The organism is Noviherbaspirillum sp., assembly GCF_036563305.1.
GTDB lineage: Bacteria > Pseudomonadota > Gammaproteobacteria > Burkholderiales > Burkholderiaceae_D > Noviherbaspirillum.
This window is the reverse complement of the sequence record NZ_DATCMQ010000008.1, coordinates 303,149-318,906: the sequence shown is the minus strand read 5'-3', so window position 1 is coordinate 318,906 and position 15,758 is coordinate 303,149. Positions and strand designations below refer to the sequence as shown.

Below are 15,758 nucleotides of genomic sequence, written 5' to 3'. Positions count from 1 at the left end.
GGCTCCTGCCCTTAGGCTTTGGTGTCCACCTCGTTCCTGAGGCGCTCCACCAGTGCATCGACCGGCATGACACCCAGATCGACGTTGCCCCGCGCACGCACGGCCACTGTGTTTGCATCCCGCTCCTTGTCGCCGATGACGACGATATAGGGGAGCTTTTGAACCGAATGCTCGCGTATTTTATAGGTTATTTTCTCGTTACGCAAATCGACGTGGACCCTAAACCCTTGTTTTTTCAGGTTTTGTGCCACCGTTTGCGCATAATCAGCCTGCGCATCCGAGATGTTCAGGATCGCAATCTGTACAGGTGCGAGCCATAGCGGCAAGGCGCCCGCGTGATTTTCGATCAGGATGCCGACAAAGCGTTCAAGCGAACCGACAATCGCCCGGTGCAACATGACCGGGACCTTGCGGGTGTTGTCATCCGCAACATATTCGGCACCGAGGCGCCCCGGCATGGAGAAGTCGACCTGCATTGTGCCGACCTGCCATGGACGGCCGAGCGAATCCTTCAGGTGGTATTCGATCTTCGGCCCGTAAAACGCACCCTCGCCCGGCAGTTCCTCCCAGTTCACGCCACACGCCCGCAGCGCCGCGCGCAAGGTCTCTTCGGCACGATCCCAGGTCTCGTCGGAACCGATCCGGCTGTCCGGCCTGAGCGCAATCTTGATGGCAATATCGGAAAAACCGAAATCCTTGTACACCTGCATGGCCTGCTGATGGAAGGCGGTACACTCCGCCTGGATCTGTTCTTCCGTGCAGAAAATGTGTCCATCGTCCTGGGTGAAGCCGCGCACGCGCATCAGGCCATGCAGTGCGCCCGACGGCTCATTGCGATGGCACTGCCCGAACTCGCCGAAACGCAGGGGCAAATCGCGGTAGCTGCGCAGCCCGGCGTTATAGATCTGCACATGGCCCGGACAATTCATCGGCTTGAGTGCGTAGTTCCGGTTCTCGGACTCCGTGACGAACATGTTGTCGCGGTAGTTGTCCCAGTGGCCGGTTTTTTCCCACAGCGTGCGGTCGAGGATCTGCGGCGCCTTGACTTCCTGATAACCGTTCTCCTGGTACACCCGGCGCATGTATTGCTCGACCTGCTGCCAGACCGTCCAGCCCTTCGGATGCCAGAAGATCAGGCCGGGTGCTTCGTCCTGGAAGTGGAACAGGTCGAGCGCCTTGCCGAGCTTGCGGTGATCGCGTTTCTCGGCCTCCTCCAGCATGTGCAGGTAAGCATCCTGGTCTTCCTTCCTTGCCCAGGCGGTGCCGTACACCCGCTGCAGCATCTCGTTCTTCGAGTCGCCGCGCCAGTATGCTCCCGCCAGCTTCATCAGCTTGAAGACCTTGAGCTTGCCGGTGGACGGCACGTGAGGTCCGCGGCAAAGGTCGGTGAACTTGCCCTCGCTGTAGAGCGAGACGTCCTCGCCCGCCGGAATGGAGGCGATGATTTCCGCCTTATAGTGTTCGCCGATCGACTTGAAGTAGGCCACGGCCTCGTCGCGCGGCAGCACTTGGCGCGCCACCGGCTCATCCTTCTTGGCCAGTTCGGCCATCTTCTTCTCTATCGCCTGCAGATCCTCCGGCGTGAACGGCCGCTTGTAGGAGAAATCGTAGTAGAAGCCGTTATCGATCACCGGACCGATGGTTACCTGGGCATCCGGGAACAGCTCCTTGACGGCGTAGGCCAGCAGGTGGGCGGTCGAATGGCGGATTACGTCGAGCCCGTCAGGGTCCTTGTCGGTGACGATGGCCAGGTCCGCGTCGCGGTCGATCAGATGGGACGTATCGACCAGCTTGCCGTCGACACGACCGGCAAGCGCTGCCTTGGCAAGGCCACTGCCGATGCTCGCGGCAACTTGCGCAACGGTGACGGGCGCGTCGAACTGGCGTTGCGATCCATCGGGAAGTCTGACTGAAACCATTGTGTTCTCCATGTCAGGATGACGGTGGGAGCGGCGCCAGGAAGGCGCCAAAAATGAGGACGAAAAAAAACGCGGACTAGCCGCGTTTTTTTCAAATTTGAAAGACGAAAAAAGAACCCGACTAGCGTCGCACCATAAGCTGATCGCTTGTAGTTCGCGGTGTCATAACCGGGACTGCCTTTCTCGCTCTTACAAAATGTACTGCAATTCGTTGGTAGGCTCGATTGGACTCGAACCAACGACCCCTACCATGTCAAGGTAGTGCTCTAACCAGCTGAGCTACGAGCCTAAAGAAGCAAGATTATAGCGGCAATTTTTCGAGTTTGCTAGTGCTTTTCTTCAGGAGCAATCAAAACAGGCGGAAGCGCCGCTGCCGCATGCATCTTCCACGGGCATCCTATCCTGTACACTCGGTTCCTCCGCATGCCATGCCCTCCGGCACACCGGACACGGGCGACCATCAGGACGAGTTTCCGACATGCCTCATGACCACCACTCCATTGGCTCCCTGCATGCGCATCGGCACGGCGACGCCACGCATCGGCACGTGATCGAAGGGCGCAACCCCAGGGTGCTGCTGTTCTCCGTGCTGCTCACGCTCGCATTTGCGGCGGTGGAAGCGATCGCCGGATACTGGTCGAACTCGCTCGCGCTGATCTCCGATGCCGGTCACATGCTCACCGACAGTACCGCGCTTGGATTGGCATTGCTTGCCCAGCACATCGCCCGGCGCCCGCCTTCTCCGCGCCATTCCTTCGGATTCGGCCGGGCGGAAGCCCTCGCTGCATTCATCAATGCGCTGGCGATGCTCGCACTGGTCGCGTGGATCGCGTACGAGGCCCTGCACCGGTTCAGCGCGCCGCAGGTTGTTGCGGGAGAAGCGGTCTTCATCGTGGCGCTGATCGGCATGACGGTCAACCTGCTGGTGGCGTGGCTGCTGTCCCACGACAAAGGCAACGTCAACACGCGCGCGGCCCTCGTGCATGTGCTCGGCGACCTGCTGGGATCGATTGCGGCACTATGCGCCGGCGCTATCATCTACTTCACCGGCTGGTATCCGGTCGACCCCCTGCTTTCGATCGGCGTTTCGCTGCTTATCCTGCGCTCGACCCTGGCCGTGCTGAAGGATGCGTATCACTTCCTGATGGAAGGCGTTCCGCGGAACGTCGACTACCTGCAGGTCGGCGCCGACCTCGCGGCAATCGACGGCGTCAACTCGGTACACGACCTGCATGTCTGGGAAATGACGCCGGGGCAGCCGGCCCTGATCGGGCACGTGGAAATCCGCAGCCTGGAGGAATGGCCGTGGGTGTTGGCCAGGATAAAGGCGATGCTGCTGGAAAAGCACCGGATAGACCACATTACGCTGCAGCCGGAACTGCCGAGCATGGCGCAGGAACCCTGACCGTCCCGTTACTGCCTCAGGACCTCGAGCACGCCGGCAACGTCGCGGATGATCATCAGTGCCTTCTGCAGCTGCGCGGTGGACGCCACCTCGGCGGTGAATGACATCCGCGCATGGCCCTTCGCACTCTGCGTGCTGACGCCGACGACGTTGATCTTCTCGCGCGAGAAAATCTCGGTGATATCCCGCAGCAACCCCTGGCGATCGCTGGCGAAGATGAAGATGTCGACCGGATAGACGGTTTCCTTGCCGTGCTCGCCCCAGTCGGTCTCGATCACGCGCTCCATCGCATTCATCCGCATCTGCGCGAGATTCTTGCAGTTCGCCCGGTGAATCGACACGCCCTTCCCGCGCGTGACGAAACCGACGATCGCATCCGGCGGGGCCGGCTTGCAGCAGCGCGCAAGTTGCGTCATCAGTCCATCGGTGCCGACCACCAGAACCCCGGATCGGGCGCCCTGCGCCACGCTCGAGGCACGGCTCTTGTTCGGGATGACGGCATCCGGTGCATGCGCGTGGCGTCCCCCTTGCTTGTGCGCGTCGTCGGCATGGAGCGCAAGTTCGATATTGCGCAGCTTGAACTCGTCCTTGCCGACGGCGAGAAACAAGTCGTCGACCTTGGGAAAGCCGAGCTTGTGCGCGAGCTCCTCTAGGTTGATCGCGGTCTTGCCCTCGCGCTGGAGGGTTTTCTCTACCAGCGCCCTTCCCTGTGAAAGGGTCTCCTGCTGCTCGATACCGTTGAACCACGCCCGCACCTTGGCCCGGGTGCGCGGGCTCGCCACATACCCTGCCCCCAGCCAGTCGCGAGACGGTCCGGCCGATGCCGCCGCGCTGCCCCGTGCGGTGATGATTTCGACCGTCTGCCCATTCTTGAGCGGCGAATTCAGCGGCACCATGGCGCCGTCGACGCGCGCGCCGCGACAACGGTGGCCGATGTTGGTGTGCAGGTGGTAGGCAAAGTCGATCGGCGTGGCGCCGGCCGGCAGCTCGATCACACGCGCCTGCGGCGTCAGCACGTAGATACGGTCATCGAGCGAGGCGGACTTGAGCTTCTCCACCCATTCGCGCTGAACATCGCCGTGTTCCACCACTGCGTCGGCGACTTCGCTCTTCCAAGCCAGCAGCTGGCGCAGCCAGGCAATCTTCTCGTCGTACTTCTGCGCCGAGAAACTGGAACCGCCGGCTTCCTTGTAACGCCAGTGGGCGGCCACGCCGTACTCGGCAAAGCGATGCATTTCCTGCGTGCGGATCTGGATCTCGATTGCCCGGCCGTCCTCGGCAACCACCACCGTGTGCAGCGACTGATAGCCGTTCGGCTTGGGGCGGGAGATGTAATCGTCAAATTCCTCGGGGATCGGCGTCCAGATGTCGTGGACAAGGCCAAGCACCACGTAGCAGGTCTTGACGTCGTCGACGATGACACGGAATGCCCGGACATCGTAGAGCTCGGAAAAATCGAGCGCCTTGCCGCGCATCTTGTTCCAGATGCTGAAGATATGCTTGGGCCGGCCGCTGACGTCGGCCTTGATGCCAGCGTTTGCCATGACCGATTTCAGGCGGGCAATCGCGGCATCGACGAAGCCTTCGCGTTCGATGCGCTTTTCTTCCAGCATCCGGGCAATGCGCTTGTACACCTCGGGCTCGAGAAAACGGAACGCCAGGTCTTCCAGCTCCCATTTCAGCTGCCATACGCCGAGCCGGTTCGCCAGCGGCGCGTACAGGTCCAGCGTTTCGCGGGCGTACTCGCGCGTCTTCTGGTTCTCCAGCTTGAGCTCCGCGAAGTGACGCAAGGTGGTGACGCGCGACGCAAGACGCACCAGCACCACCCGCATGTCGGTCGCCATCGCGAGCAGCATCTTGCGCAAGGTTTCGAGCTGTTCGGTCGCCTGCTGGGATGCATTCTTGCCGCGCGGCGCATCGTGCTGGCCGAAGGTCTGCTCATGCAGCCGCATCAACTGGCGGATGTTGCCGACCAGCTCGGCGATGTCCGGGCCGAACCTGGCCTCGATGGTCTCTCCTGCCTCCGCATCGAATACCGGCACCTCGAACAGCAGCCCGGCGATACGGGTATCGGTGTCGGTGTTCAGGGCGGCAAGCGTCGCCGCCACGCCCTGGGCAAACGCGAAAGCGTCCTGACCCGTGACCACATCTCTACCATGGTAGATCGGCTCGATAAAGGCGAGCGCGTCCAGAAGCCGGGCGGCGTCCTCGGCGGAGAGGCCGGCGCTCAGCCCTTCCTGTGCTTCGAGCCGGGTGGCGGCATTGGAAACCATCGTGGACCTATTTCTGGGCGGCCGTCACGACCATCTCCACCAGCCACTCGGGCTTCGCGAGCTTCGCCTGCACCGTGGCGCGCGGCGGCGCGTGGCCGTCGGCGACCCAGGCGTTCCAGACAGCATTCATGCCGGCGAAATCCTTGATGTCCGCGATGAAGATCTGGCACATGAGTATGCGCGTCTTGTCGCTGCCCGCCTCCGCCAACAGGCGGTCGATGTGGCCGAGCACTTCCCGTGTCTGACCTTCGATATTCTGTGTCAGGTCTTCGGCGACCTGTCCCGCGAGATAAACCACGCCGTTGTGGACGGCTGCCTCGGAGAGGGTCTTCCCGACATGCAAACGCTTGATATCCATTCTGTCCAATCGATCCTAGTAGTTACCCAAGCAGGAAATCCGTGACGACTGCGACCTGATCGTCGTGCATCAGCGTCGGCGCATGGCCGATGCCGGCAAACTCGACCAACCGGGCCTTCGGGCCGCGCAATGTCATTGCGTGAGCGGTCTCCGGCGCCAGAAGGTCGGAATCCGCGCCGCGCAGCAGGAGCGTCGGACACCGGATGGCGTCGTAGGCGCGCCAGAGCATGGTCTCGGCCTGTCGCGCCCCCTCCTCCGTCAAGGTGCGGAATGCGTCGGCGATCCGAAGGTCGTAATGCTTCATCCATCTGCCGTCCTTGCCCTGCCGCAGCGCGTCCGCCGCAAGCTTGCGCCACTCGCCGTCGCCATGCGGCCCGAAGGAAGTGGAAATCTCGCGGATATAGCGGACGCCGTCGTCAAGACTGTCAAAACGGATGTCTTCGCCGATGTATGTGCCGATGCGCGCCAGCGCCTGCGGGTTCAGTGCCGGACCGACGTCGTTCAGCACCAGCCTGGCGACGGGGCTGTCCGGCAGCGATGCCAGCACCATGCCGATCAAGCCGCCCATCGAAGTGCCTACCCAATGAACATGCTCGGCGTCGGCGCGCGCCAGCAGCGTGACCATGTCGCCCACGTACTGCGGAAGATGGTAAAGCTGGGGCATCGCAAGCTGGTCCGATCGCCCCCGGCCGGCGACGTCCGGGCAGATCACGCGGTAGGCGTCCGACAGCGCGGCGGCGAGACGGTCGAAATCGTCGCTGACGCGCGTAACGCCGTGCACGCAGACCAGCAGGTTGCGGTTGCGCGGGTCTCCCCATTCCTTGTATGCCATCTTGTGCAGGCCCGCGGGCGACATGCATTGGACGGACTTGATCTGGGCCTCAATCATTTTTGCCGGAAATCGCTCTATCGCCTTCTATTCTCACATTTTAGGAGCGGTTACGCTTAAAATTCTATCCAAATAAATCACGCAATAAATTCAATTCCATTTCGGAGAGGACACCATGCAAGGCACACTGCTTCAAGGGAAAACCGCACTCGTCACCGGATCCACATCCGGCATCGGGCTGGGCATTGCCCGGAGCCTGGCGGCCCAGGGGGCGAATATCGTTTTCAACGGTTTTGGCGACCAGGCGGAAATCGAAGCAGTGCAGGCCAGGGTGAAAGCAGATTTTGGCGTGGACGCCGCCTATCATGGCGCGGACATGTCGAAGCCCGCCGAGATCGAGGCGATGATGCAGTACGCGGCCGGGCGGTTCGGCGCCGTGGACATCCTCGTCAACAATGCAGGCATCCAGTACGTCGCCAGTGTCGAGGAGTTTCCCGTCGAAAAATGGGATGCGATCATCGCGATCAATCTCAGCTCGGCCTTCCACACGACGCGGCTTGCCCTGCCGGCGATGAAGGCCCGCAACTGGGGCAGGATCATCAATGTCGCCTCGGTGCACGGGCTGGTCGGCTCGGCCCAAAAATCCGCCTACGTCGCGGCCAAGCATGGCATCGTCGGCTTCACCAAGGTGACCGCCCTCGAGAATGCGCATAGCGGCGTGACCTGCAATGCGATCTGCCCGGGTTGGGTCCTGACGCCGCTGGTGCAGAAACAGGTTGATGCGCGTGCCAGCCAGCAGGGACTGTCGAATGAGGAAGCAAAGCGCAGCCTGCTCTCGGAGAAGCAGCCATCCGGTGAATTCGTGACGCCGGAACAGCTCGGCGAACTCGCCGTTTTCCTGTGCAGCGAGGCCGGCAGCCAGGTGCGCGGCGTGGCATGGAACATGGACGGCGGCTGGGCAGCGCAATAGGTGCGGCCAGCCAGGGGCAGGAAGCTGCCCCCGAAACGCAAAACGGCGCCCGGGAAAACCGGGCGCCGTTTTTTCATGGGCCTTGCATTCAGGCCGGTACGCCGCTCACATCCAGTTGAGCGCCTGTCTTCTCGAGAATCTCTTCCCGGGTGACGCCAGGAGCGAGTTCAACCAGCTTGAGGCCGGAGGGCGTCACATCGATGACACCCAGGTCGGAAATGATGCGGTTGACGACGCCGACGCCGGTCAACGGCAGGTCGCATTTCTTCAGGATCTTGTGCGACGTCGTGCCGTCCTTGGCCTTGGCCACGTGCTCCATCAGGACGACGACCCGGCCGACGCCGGCCACGAGATCCATGGCGCCGCCCATGCCCTTGACCATCTTCCCCGGGATCATCCAGTTCGCCAGGTCGCCCTTCTCGCTGACCTGCATCGCGCCGAGAATGGCGATATTGATCTTGCCACCCCGGATCATTGCAAACGAATCCGCCGAACTGAAGAAGGAAGAACCGCGCAGCGCGGTGACGGTCTGCTTGCCGGCGTTGATCAGGTCGGCGTCGACCGCATCCTCGGTCGGGAAGGGACCGATGCCGAGCAGGCCGTTCTCCGATTGCAGCCACACCTCGATATCCTCCGGCACGTAATTGGCAACCAGCGTCGGCAGGCCGATGCCGAGGTTCACATAGAAGCCGTCCTGCAGTTCCTTCGCTGCGCGGGCAGCCATTTCATCACGAGTCCATGCCATGTTCGTTCTCCCCCTTACTTTGCACGCGTGGTGCGTTGTTCGATGCGCTTCTCCGGCGTCGCATTGACGACGATGCGATGCACGAAGATGCCCGGGGTATGAACCTGGTCCGGGTCGATCTCGCCGGTCTCCACCAGCTTCTCGACCTCGACCACGGTAATCTTGCCGGCCATGGCCACGTTCGGATTGAAGTTGCGCGCAGTCTTGCGGAATACCAGATTGCCGACCTTGTCGGCCATGTAGGCCTTGACCAGGGAGACGTCCGCCACCAGGGAGCGCTCCATCACGTAGCGCTCGCCGTCGAACTCGCGTACCTCCTTGCCCTCGGCAACGATGGTGCCGACACCGGTCTTGGTGAAGAATGCCGGGATCCCGGCGCCGCCGGCGCGCAGCTTTTCCGCCAGCGTGCCCTGGGGCGTGAACTCCAGCTCCAGTTCGCCGGCCAGGTACTGCCGTTCGAATTCCTTGTTCTCACCCACGTAGGAGGAAATCATCTTGCGGATCTGCCGGGTGGCGAGCAACTGGCCGAGCCCGAATCCGTCCACCCCGGCGTTGTTGGAGATCGCCGTGAGGTCCTTGACCCCGGAATCGCGCAGCGCCGCGATCAGCGCCTCGGGAATGCCGCACAGGCCGAATCCGCCGACGGCGATCGTCTGTCCGTCCTTGACGATGCCGGCCAGGGCGCTGGCGGCGTCCGGATAAACTTTGTTCATACCGCTCCTCTTCTTGAGTTGATGTCCATTCCTCGGCACTTGCTCTGTTTGGAAAATGCACGGGAATGCTCTTTTGACGTGCCTGCCAGCATAAGATGGTGGACTACACAGGCGCAATACCGTAAAAATACGAACTTTCGGGACAAAGGCGCCGCGGAAATTATGAGCGCACTGACAATAAACTACGAGACCATCTTCCAGAACGCGCCAGTCGGCATGTGCGTGTCCCAGCATCGCGTCATCCATGCGTGCAACGCCGCGCTGGGGACCATGTTCGGTTACCGGCCACAGGACCTCGTGGGCCAGTCGCTCAGCGTGCTCTATCCGAGTGTCGACGAATTCGAGCGCACCGGCGCCCGGATCGTCCCGATCATGAGCGCCAAGGGCCACTACTCGGATGAACGCATCATGAAACGCATGAACCAGGACTTATTCTGGTGCCATGTCAGTGGCCGTTCCTTGATCCATGATGACCCTCATGCTGCGGGTATCTGGACCTTCGAGGACCTGAGCGCCAAGCGACCGGTCACCGCCGAGCTGACGCCCCGCGAGCGCGAGATTGCCGCCCTGCTGGTGGAAGGCAAGACGAGCAAGCTGATTGCGCGCCAGGTCGGCCTCAGCCCGCGGACGGTGGAGATGCACCGGGCCAAGCTGATGCGCAAGTTCTCGGCGGCGACCTCCAGCGAGCTCGTCCACCGGCTGGTCGGCGTGGCGAACTGACTCAGGCCCCCGCCGGAGGAAGCAGCGCGCGCACATGATCGGGCAGCGGTGCCGACTTTTCCTTCGGAAAATCGACCCACACCACCTTTGCCCCACCCTCTGCAGCAAGCACCCCGGGTGTGTCGACCCGCCGGATCTCCTGCCAGGTTTCGAAGCTGGACCTTCCGGCTTCGCCCGCATAGGTCCGGACCTCGATCTCGCCGGGATATTTCAGCTGGCGTATGAATGTGCAGCGCGCGTTGATGATGACCGGGCCCTCGCCCAGCGGATCGGGCTCAATGCCGGCCGCGGTGAACCACTCGATGCGCGCCTGCTCGAGATACCGAAAATAGACGGTGTTGTTGACGTGGCCCATGGCGTCCATGTCGCCCCAGCGGATCATCATCCGCGTCGCGTGTACCAGTTTCCGTTCGGCCATGGCGTCAGTAGGCGGCCATGCCGTCGTCGGCGGTGATGATCGCGCCGTTCATGAAGCGCGACTCGTCCGCCGCCAACAGCAGCAGCAGGCCGTCCAGGTCTTCCGGCTGGCCGAGGCGCTTGCGCGGCAACATCGAGATCAGTTGCTGGCCTTGCTCGGTCTGGAAATGCGCTTCATTGATCTCGGTCGTGATGTAGCCCGGGCAGATCGCGTTGACGTTGATGCCGTAGCGCCCCCATTCCACTGCCATCGATTTCGTCATATGGACGACGGCCGCCTTGCTCATGCAGTAGATGCCGATCTGCGGCAGTACCCGCAGGCCTGCGACCGAGGCGATGTTGATGATGCGATGCTGCTTCCTGGGGTCCCCCTTGGAGCGGGCGATCATCCGCTTGGCCGTCTCCTGGGCGACGAAAAAGGCGCCGCGCTGGTTGGTGTCCATCACGTAGGCATAGTCCTCCGGCGTGACGTCGACCAGGCGCTGGGTGGTCGAGACTCCGGAATTGTTCACCAGGATGTCGATCGGGCCGGCTTCCGTCTCGGCATGGGCGATGGCCGCCTTGATGCTGGCGTAGTCGGTGACGTCGAGCGCGACCACGTGGGCCGCTCCGCCACCCGCCTCGATCTCCGCCCGCAGCTCCTTCAGGCGCTCCACTCGCCGGGATGCCAGCACCACCTGGGCGCCGGCCTGGGACAGGATGCGTGCAAAGCGGGCGCCGAGTCCGCTGGAAGCGCCGGTGACCAGCGCGATCTTGCCTTCGAGATTCAGTTCGATTCCCACCACTCCTCCTTCTCGTTATCTGTCAAAAGTGCCTTTGGCCCGCCCGGAAAGGTATGATTGCACCATTTAGAGCAAGGCATCTACTAGCATTCTCGCCTAAAATCCACGACAATTAGCACGTTCGTTCGAAAATTTTTCTAACCTTGGTGAGAGCATGACGCAGACCCAGAATCTCGTAGAGCAATACGGCCCGCGCGAAGCAATGGAATACGACGTGGTGATTGTCGGGGGCGGTCCCGGCGGCCTGTCGGCGGCGATCCGTCTGAAGCAGCTGGCTGCCGAGCAGGGCCGTGAAGTCTCGGTCTGCGTACTCGAGAAAGGCAGCGAGGTCGGCGCGCATATCCTGTCCGGCGCTGTCATGGATCCCATCGCCATCAACGAGCTGTTCCCGAACTGGAAAGAGCTCGGCGCGCCGCTTAATACCGAGGTCACCGAAGACCGTTTCCTGTTCCTTTCCGAGACCAAGGCCTACAAGACGCCCGGATGGATGCTGCCCGCCTGCTTCCAGAACCACGGCAACTATGTGATCTCGCTCGCTAACGTGGTACGCTGGCTCGGGCAGCAGGCCGAGAACCTCGGCGTGGAGATTTTCCCCGGCTTCCCCGCCGCGGAGGTGCTGTACAACGAAGACGGCAGTGTGAAGGGCGTCGCCACCGGAAACATGGGTGTGGATCGCCACGGAAATCCGACCGATGCCTTTCAGCTCGGGATGGAACTGCATGCGAAGTACACGCTGTTCGCCGAAGGTTCGCGTGGCCATCTCGGCCGCCACCTGATGGAAAAATTCGACCTCAACAACGGCAAGGATCCGCAGACCTACGCGATCGGCATCAAGGAGCTGTGGGAGATCGATCCGAAGATGCACCAGCCGGGCCTGGTCATCCATACGGCGGGCTGGCCGCTCGATGCCGATACCTACGGCGGTTCCTTCCTCTATCACCTCGAGAATAACCAGGTTGCGGTGGGCTACGTGGTTGGCCTGTCATACCAGAATCCGTACCTGTCGCCCTACGAGGAATTCCAGCGCTACAAGACGCATCCGGAAATCCGCAAGTTCTTCGAGGGCGGCAAGCGCATCTCCTACGGCGCGCGGGCGATTACCGCCGGCGGCCTGCAGTCGCTGCCGAAGCTCACTTTTCCGGGCGGTGTTCTGCTCGGCTGCGACGCCGGCTTTCTGAACGCGTCCCGCATCAAGGGCAGCCACGCTGCAATGAAGACCGGCATGCTGGCGGCCGAAGCGGCCTTTGCCGCCCTGGGCGAGAGCCGACAGCACGACGAGCTGATCGCGTATCCGGAGGCATTCAAGAAGTCCTGGCTGCACGAGGAGCTTTACAAGGCGCGCAACTTCAAGCCGTTCATGGCCAGGGGGCTGTACAGCGGCACGCTGATGGTCGGCATCGACCAGGTCGTTTTCGGCGGCAAGGCGCCGTGGACCCTGAAGCACAAGCACGCGGACCATGAATGCCTGCGCCCGGCGTCCGAATTCAAGCCCATCGTCTATCCGAAGCCGGACGGCAAGCTGACCTTCGACCGGCTGTCGTCGGTGTTCATCTCGAACACCAATCACGCCGAGGAACAGCCCGCCCACCTGACGCTGAAGGATCCGTCGGTGCCGGTCAACATCAACCTGCACAAGTATGCGGGTCCGGAACAGCGCTACTGCCCCGCCGGCGTGTATGAATACGTGAAGAACGATGCCGGCGACGACCGCCTGCAGATCAATGCGCAGAACTGCGTGCATTGCAAGACCTGCGATATCAAGGACCCGACCCAGAACATCGTATGGGTGACGCCGGAAGGCGGCGGCGGTCCGAACTATCCGAACATGTAAGAAGCCTGCCATGGCGCGAACGCCCCCGACCGGGGGCGTTTTTCATTGGATGGCAGGTCCCCGTGTCCTCCGTGATCGCTGCATGGCTGGCGGGACCGCGCTCGCCATGCCACGGCGGCCGGACATGCCGGCACCGGGTAGCGCGCCGCTCGGCATACGCGGCGGCGGCAATAGCGTGGATGCGGCTGACGACAGTGCAGGTCGTTGCAGCGATCGCCGGACCGGCGGCACCGCGCGAACCACCGCTACAGCGCGCCTGTCCGTAGTGGCCGACCGGTCGATCTGTCGATGGCCGATCGCGCAGATATCGGTTCAGGGGGCGGCGCGCGGCGGCCGGTGGACCCGGCTTAAAGCTTCCATTCCCCGGCCAGCATCTTCTCGAGCCAGAAGGTGCCAATCACCGTCTTGACGTCGGTGATCTTCCCTTCCCGTATCCATTGCAGCATCTCAGGCACGGTCGCGGTAAAGGTCTCGAGGAACTCGCCTTCGTCGAGCTTGCATTCGCCGGCGGTCAGGCCGCGCGCCACGTACAGGTCGAGGTGCTCGTCGGAATAGGCGATCGCATTGTGGATGGTGCAGGCGAAGCGCCATTCCTGTGCGGTGTAGCCCGTCTCCTCCTGCAATTCCCGCTTCGCGCAGTCGAGCGGATCTTCGTCAGGATCGATCTTCCCGGCGGGGAATTCGATGAACACTGCCTGAAGCGGATACCGGAACTGCCGTTCCAGGAGAATCCTGCCGTCCTCGAACACCGGCAGGATCGCCACGGCGCCGGGGTGCTTGATGTATTCGCGCTTGGACCGCGTGCCGTCGGGCAGGCGCACGCCATCGCGCTGGACCTTCAGGAAATGGCCGTCGTAGGCGACCTCGCTGTCGAGTTGGGTTTCTTTCAGGTGCAAATCCACGTCAAGACTCCTGGCAGGAAAATTCGACGTATTGTAAGCCGCGGCGGACCGCCTGCCTTACAGCACGTCAAGCGTGCTTTTTGCGCAGGTAGCGATAGACGAAGCCGGGATAGGCGGCAACGATGAAGAGGCAGATGGTGATTGCGTAGAATTCCCAGCGCTGCGGGAAGACGTTGCCGATGCGCCCCTCAAGCAGCCACGCCACGCCGAGCACCAGCGCGTAAAGCAGCCCGAGCTCGAGCAGGCGCAGCCAGATTCCCTTGCTGTCGCCCGCGAGCGGCACGACCAGGAACAAGCGCTCGTTCATGAAGGGCATGTTGGCGGCGAGCGCCGCCAACATGATGACAAACCAGCTGGATAGAGAGACGTCCACCGGCCCGTTCAGGCTGCCAGGGTACGCACGATGGCGCTCGCGCACAGGGCCATCAGGGGACCAGGCAGCAGGCCGAGCACGAGCACGGCGATGCCGTTCGCGCCGAGTGTCAGGCGCATGTCGCCGGTCGCCACGATCCTGGTCTCGTCGACCGGATCATCGAAGTACATGACCTTCACCACGCGCAGGTAGTAGAACGCGCCGATCAGCGAAAGCAGCACGGATACCACTGCCAGCCAGACCTGACCAGTGCTCAGCAGCGCCTGCAGGACGGCCAGCTTCGCATAGAAGCCTACCGTCGGCGGAATGCCGGTCAGCGAGAACATCAGGATCAGCATCACGAACGCGAACCAGGGGCTGCGCTGGTTCAGGCCCTTCAGGTCGTCAATGTTCTCGGCCTCGAATCCGGCGCGCGACAGCAGCATCATCACGCCGAAGGTGCCGAGCGTGGTCAGGACGTAGGCAACGGCGTAGAACATCGCCGAGCTGTAGCCGTTGGCCGCCATCGATGTATTGCCTTCGGAGACGCTGGACAGCATGCCGAGCAACATGAAGCCCATCTGCGCGATGGTCGAGTAGGCCAGCATGCGCTTGAGGTTGGTCTGGACGATTGCCGTGATGTTACCGACCGCCATCGACAGGACGGCCAGCATCAGGATCATCTGCTGCCAGTCGACCGCGAGCGGGAACAGGCCTTCCACCAGCAGGCGGATGGTGATCGCGAACGAAGCCAGCTTCGGTGTGGCGGCGATCAGCAGCGTGACCGCGGTCGGAGCACCCGTATAGACATCGGGAACCCACATATGGAACGGTGCGGCGCTAAGCTTGAATGCGAGTCCGGCGACCAGGAATACCAGGCCGAACACCAGCACCGTGCGATTGGCAGTGCCCTTGGCCACTTCGACCGCGACTTCGTTGAGATCGAGCGTACCGGTAGCGCCGTAGAGCATGGAGATACCGTAGAGCAGGAAGCCCGACGCGAGGGCGCCCAGGACAAAGTATTTCATCGCCGCTTCGGTGGATACGGTATTACCGCGACGCAGTGCAACCAGCGCGTACAGGGCGAGCGTCATCAGTTCGAGGCCGAGGTAGATCACCAGGAAATTGTTCCCGGAGATCATGACCATCGAACCGAGCAGGGAGAACAGCGCGAGCACGTAGAATTCCCCGCCGATGGTATTGCCAAGCATGCCGCGGTCGGTCGCATACTGCCGCGAATAGATCATGGTGATCCCGACCGACAGGTAGCAAAAGACCTTCAACAGGCTGGACATCGGGTCCGACACGAACATGTTGTTGAACACGTAGGTGGTCGGCTCGTTGAACTGCGCTGCGCTCATGACACCACACACCAGCAGTGTTGCCAGCGACAGCAAATAGGTGATGTGCCGCTTTGCGTCCGTCAGGTGCATGTCGATCAGCAGGATCGCCGAGGTGGCGATCAGCAGGAAGATTTCCGGATACACCGGCGCCAGGTTCAGGTTGTCCATGTCGTTGTCGCTATTACGCGTTCTTCAGTAT

Annotated in this window: 15 protein-coding genes and 1 tRNA gene; 4 read left to right on the top strand and 12 right to left on the bottom strand. The window is 62.2% G+C overall.

Going from position 1 to position 15,758, the window contains the following annotated elements; genetic code table 11:
• Nucleotides 1-11: 11 nt before the first annotated feature.
• Nucleotides 12-1,919: a threonine--tRNA ligase gene (thrS, locus tag VIM12_RS07165; protein WP_331940925.1), complete on the bottom strand. Its 1,908-nt coding sequence runs from the start codon at nucleotides 1,917-1,919 to the stop codon at nucleotides 12-14.
• Nucleotides 1,920-2,131: 212 nt separating this feature from the next.
• Nucleotides 2,132-2,208: transfer RNA gene (locus VIM12_RS07160), tRNA-Val, on the bottom strand.
• Between the two features lie 189 nt (nucleotides 2,209-2,397).
• Here VIM12_RS07160 and VIM12_RS07155 point away from each other — a divergent pair.
• Complete coding sequence (locus VIM12_RS07155) at nucleotides 2,398-3,324, top strand: cation diffusion facilitator family transporter (RefSeq protein ID WP_331940924.1); 927 nt, start codon at nucleotides 2,398-2,400, stop codon at nucleotides 3,322-3,324.
• An 8-nt stretch (nucleotides 3,325-3,332) separates the two neighbouring features.
• On the opposite strand, the gene VIM12_RS07150 is transcribed toward VIM12_RS07155, so the two are convergent.
• The 3 genes from VIM12_RS07150 to VIM12_RS07140 are packed head-to-tail and all read right to left on the bottom strand — an operon-like array spanning nucleotide 3,333 to nucleotide 6,844.
• Nucleotides 3,333-5,597 carry a bifunctional (p)ppGpp synthetase/guanosine-3',5'-bis(diphosphate) 3'-pyrophosphohydrolase gene (locus VIM12_RS07150; protein ID WP_331940923.1) on the bottom strand — a complete coding sequence of 755 codons (2,265 nt, stop codon included), beginning with the start codon at nucleotides 5,595-5,597 and terminating at the stop codon, nucleotides 3,333-3,335.
• Between the two features lie 7 nt (nucleotides 5,598-5,604).
• Nucleotides 5,605-5,955, bottom strand: a complete 351-nt coding sequence (locus tag VIM12_RS07145; protein WP_331940922.1) for a RidA family protein — start codon at nucleotides 5,953-5,955, stop codon at nucleotides 5,605-5,607.
• Between the two features lie 22 nt (nucleotides 5,956-5,977).
• On the bottom strand, nucleotides 5,978-6,844 hold the full coding sequence (locus tag VIM12_RS07140; RefSeq protein ID WP_331940921.1) for an alpha/beta hydrolase: 867 nt from the start codon (nucleotides 6,842-6,844) through the stop codon (nucleotides 5,978-5,980).
• 115 nt (nucleotides 6,845-6,959) lie between these two features.
• On the opposite strand from VIM12_RS07140, the gene VIM12_RS07135 reads away from it, so the two are divergent.
• Complete coding sequence (locus tag VIM12_RS07135; RefSeq protein ID WP_331940920.1) at nucleotides 6,960-7,754, top strand: 3-hydroxybutyrate dehydrogenase; 795 nt, start codon at nucleotides 6,960-6,962, stop codon at nucleotides 7,752-7,754.
• Nucleotides 7,755-7,842: 88 nt separating this feature from the next.
• Here the strand turns inward: VIM12_RS07135 and VIM12_RS07130 are convergent, their stop codons facing one another.
• A complete protein-coding gene (locus VIM12_RS07130; protein WP_331940919.1) occupies nucleotides 7,843-8,499 on the bottom strand; it encodes a 3-oxoacid CoA-transferase subunit B in 657 nt (218 codons plus the stop codon).
• Nucleotides 8,500-8,513: 14 nt separating this feature from the next.
• The gene (locus VIM12_RS07125; RefSeq protein WP_331940918.1) at nucleotides 8,514-9,212 is read right to left on the bottom strand and encodes a CoA transferase subunit A; all 699 of its coding nucleotides are present in this window, start codon (nucleotides 9,210-9,212) and stop codon (nucleotides 8,514-8,516) included.
• A gap of 162 nt (nucleotides 9,213-9,374) precedes the next feature.
• Between VIM12_RS07125 and VIM12_RS07120 the strand changes: the two genes are divergently transcribed.
• Nucleotides 9,375-9,932 (top strand): LuxR C-terminal-related transcriptional regulator, encoded by a 558-nt coding sequence (locus tag VIM12_RS07120; protein ID WP_331940917.1) that lies wholly within the window; start codon nucleotides 9,375-9,377, stop codon nucleotides 9,930-9,932.
• A 1-nt stretch (nucleotide 9,933) separates the two neighbouring features.
• Here VIM12_RS07120 and VIM12_RS07115 read toward each other — a convergent pair whose 3' ends face one another.
• Together VIM12_RS07115 and VIM12_RS07110 are read right to left on the bottom strand one after the other, a co-directional pair.
• Nucleotides 9,934-10,350, bottom strand: a complete 417-nt coding sequence (locus VIM12_RS07115) for an acyl-CoA thioesterase (protein ID WP_331940916.1) — start codon at nucleotides 10,348-10,350, stop codon at nucleotides 9,934-9,936.
• A gap of 4 nt (nucleotides 10,351-10,354) precedes the next feature.
• A complete protein-coding gene (locus VIM12_RS07110; RefSeq protein ID WP_331940915.1) occupies nucleotides 10,355-11,131 on the bottom strand; it encodes an SDR family oxidoreductase in 777 nt (258 codons plus the stop codon).
• Between the two features lie 154 nt (nucleotides 11,132-11,285).
• On the opposite strand from VIM12_RS07110, the gene VIM12_RS07105 reads away from it, so the two are divergent.
• Nucleotides 11,286-12,962: an electron transfer flavoprotein-ubiquinone oxidoreductase gene (locus VIM12_RS07105; RefSeq protein WP_331940914.1), complete on the top strand. Its 1,677-nt coding sequence runs from the start codon at nucleotides 11,286-11,288 to the stop codon at nucleotides 12,960-12,962.
• A 347-nt stretch (nucleotides 12,963-13,309) separates the two neighbouring features.
• Here the strand turns inward: VIM12_RS07105 and VIM12_RS07100 are convergent, their stop codons facing one another.
• The 3 genes from VIM12_RS07100 to nuoN all read right to left on the bottom strand — a co-directional run bounded on the left by VIM12_RS07100 (nucleotide 13,310) and on the right by nuoN (nucleotide 15,727).
• Nucleotides 13,310-13,864, bottom strand: a complete 555-nt coding sequence (locus tag VIM12_RS07100) for an NUDIX hydrolase (RefSeq protein WP_331940913.1) — start codon at nucleotides 13,862-13,864, stop codon at nucleotides 13,310-13,312.
• Nucleotides 13,865-13,931: 67 nt separating this feature from the next.
• Entirely contained in the window at nucleotides 13,932-14,237 is a 306-nt protein-coding gene (locus VIM12_RS07095; protein WP_331940912.1) for a DUF2818 family protein, read from the bottom strand.
• A gap of 8 nt (nucleotides 14,238-14,245) precedes the next feature.
• Nucleotides 14,246-15,727 carry an NADH-quinone oxidoreductase subunit NuoN gene (gene nuoN, locus VIM12_RS07090; protein ID WP_331940911.1) on the bottom strand — a complete coding sequence of 494 codons (1,482 nt, stop codon included), beginning with the start codon at nucleotides 15,725-15,727 and terminating at the stop codon, nucleotides 14,246-14,248.
• Between the last annotated feature and the right edge of the window lie 31 nt (nucleotides 15,728-15,758).

Bases quoted from the DNA above. Each gene is read 5' to 3' on its own strand.
- thrS (WP_331940925.1), bottom strand. From the start codon at position 1,919: ATGGTTTCAGTCAGACTTCCCGATGGATCGCAACGCCAGTTCGACGCG.
- VIM12_RS07155 (WP_331940924.1), top strand. From the start codon at position 2,398: ATGCCTCATGACCACCACTCCATTGGCTCCCTGCATGCGCATCGGCAC.
- VIM12_RS07150 (WP_331940923.1), bottom strand. From the start codon at position 5,597: ATGGTTTCCAATGCCGCCACCCGGCTCGAAGCACAGGAAGGGCTGAGC.
- VIM12_RS07145 (WP_331940922.1), bottom strand. From the start codon at position 5,955: ATGGATATCAAGCGTTTGCATGTCGGGAAGACCCTCTCCGAGGCAGCC.
- VIM12_RS07140 (WP_331940921.1), bottom strand. From the start codon at position 6,844: ATGATTGAGGCCCAGATCAAGTCCGTCCAATGCATGTCGCCCGCGGGC.
- VIM12_RS07135 (WP_331940920.1), top strand. From the start codon at position 6,960: ATGCAAGGCACACTGCTTCAAGGGAAAACCGCACTCGTCACCGGATCC.
- VIM12_RS07130 (WP_331940919.1), bottom strand. From the start codon at position 8,499: ATGGCATGGACTCGTGATGAAATGGCTGCCCGCGCAGCGAAGGAACTG.
- VIM12_RS07125 (WP_331940918.1), bottom strand. From the start codon at position 9,212: ATGAACAAAGTTTATCCGGACGCCGCCAGCGCCCTGGCCGGCATCGTC.
- VIM12_RS07120 (WP_331940917.1), top strand. From the start codon at position 9,375: ATGAGCGCACTGACAATAAACTACGAGACCATCTTCCAGAACGCGCCA.
- VIM12_RS07115 (WP_331940916.1), bottom strand. From the start codon at position 10,350: ATGGCCGAACGGAAACTGGTACACGCGACGCGGATGATGATCCGCTGG.
- VIM12_RS07105 (WP_331940914.1), top strand. From the start codon at position 11,286: ATGACGCAGACCCAGAATCTCGTAGAGCAATACGGCCCGCGCGAAGCA.
- nuoN (WP_331940911.1), bottom strand. From the start codon at position 15,727: ATGGACAACCTGAACCTGGCGCCGGTGTATCCGGAAATCTTCCTGCTG.